Annotated in this window: 1 pseudogene; it reads right to left on the bottom strand. The window is 48.6% G+C overall.

Going from position 1 to position 1,502, the window contains the following annotated elements:
- Positions 1-1,502, bottom strand: a pseudogene (locus EDC45_RS10360) (hypothetical protein); the annotation flags it as partial.

The raw sequence follows: 1,502 nt of genomic DNA on the forward strand, positions 1-1,502 counted from the left end.
GCAATACCTGTACCTTTGAATTTCACTTCATTGGCATTTTGCACCGCATCTTTATAACCATTGCCTTCCGCCGACACCAACCAGCCCATATTCGCTAAATCGCGCACGGTCGCTACGGATTCCAACAGGGTATCCGGTAAATTGCCCAAGTTCACAAGGGTTGCATTGCCGCTACTTCCGGTTCCTGTTGGCGATGTCGACAGGTTCGTTGTATTCAACACCGAACCCACGCCGGTAATCTGTGTCGGGTTACCGTTAGTGGTTAGGTTCAATGCCGTCGTTGGCGTTGAATTACCATTATTCGTTGCGACGGTGGCATTTTCCGCCGTAAAGCTTACTTTCGGGGCGTCTTTATCGGTTACATTACCTACGGTTAAGTTGGTTGTGTTTACATCACCAGCAGTCAGACTACCGTTACTGCTCAGGTTAATATCTTTATTTAACTGAACGGTCAGGGTGTTGTTACCGTCCGCTTTCACATTGATATTACCGCTTGCACTCACGAAGCTTTCCGAAGCCTCTTTCTCCACGCCTTCGCCCACAATATTCACTTGCGTGTTCAATTTATGGCGGTTAAGCGTGTCGTTATTATTACCGGCAAAGATAAGACCGTCGTCCATGGTCGCCACTTCACGGGTTACGTTTTCCGTGATGACATTGCCATTATCATCCGTTTTCGGTTTACCCTCTTCATCCAATACCGGACGGGTGGTCTCATACACGATACGGGTAATGCCGTCTTTGCCATCCTGACCGTCTTTGCCGTCTTTCGGATCTAGCGTGGTTTGACCGTTGCCTACCGTAATATTGGCCGATTGACCATCTTTACCGTCCGCACCTCTCGGGCCGGTTAAGCCGATTGAGCCGTCTTTACCGTTGAGCACAACGGAAGCACCGTCTTTACCCTGTACCCCGATCTTGCCGTCAACACCGTCTGCACCGTCTTTGCCGTCTTTACCCACTTGGATATCATCGGCTAAGGCAATAGAGACGTTATTATTGGATTGAGTTAAGCGGATATTTTTACCCGCATCAAGGGCAACGGTTTCACCCGGATTAATCAGTTCTTCCGAGGTGCCTGTTACGTTACCGTCCGATGCTGTGGTCGTCAGTTTAAAGCCGCTGTTATTAATCGCATCCGCTACATTTTGAGCGGTCGCAAAGCTATCGCCGGCTTTTGTCTGATTGGCTAACGCATCAGCATAAGCTTGCTTATCAGCATCTGACGCATCAGCACCCGGTTCGCCTTTTTCCAAGATAACCTTATCCGCTGCTGTCAATGGTCCTTCAACCGTACCTCTTTCCGTATTCGTTAAGTTGGTTGTCGTAATACCCTGAGCTTCAGGTGCATCTACATTGATGGTTATTTCGCGTACACCATCCTTCGTAGTACTACCGCTCACATTTGCAATACCTGTACCTTTGAATTTCACTTCATTGGCATTTTGCACCGCATCTTTATAACCATTGCCTTCCGCCGACACCAACCAGCCCATATTCGC

The organism is Mesocricetibacter intestinalis (genome assembly GCF_004363295.1).
Taxonomy (GTDB): Bacteria; Pseudomonadota; Gammaproteobacteria; order Enterobacterales; family Pasteurellaceae; genus Mesocricetibacter; species Mesocricetibacter intestinalis.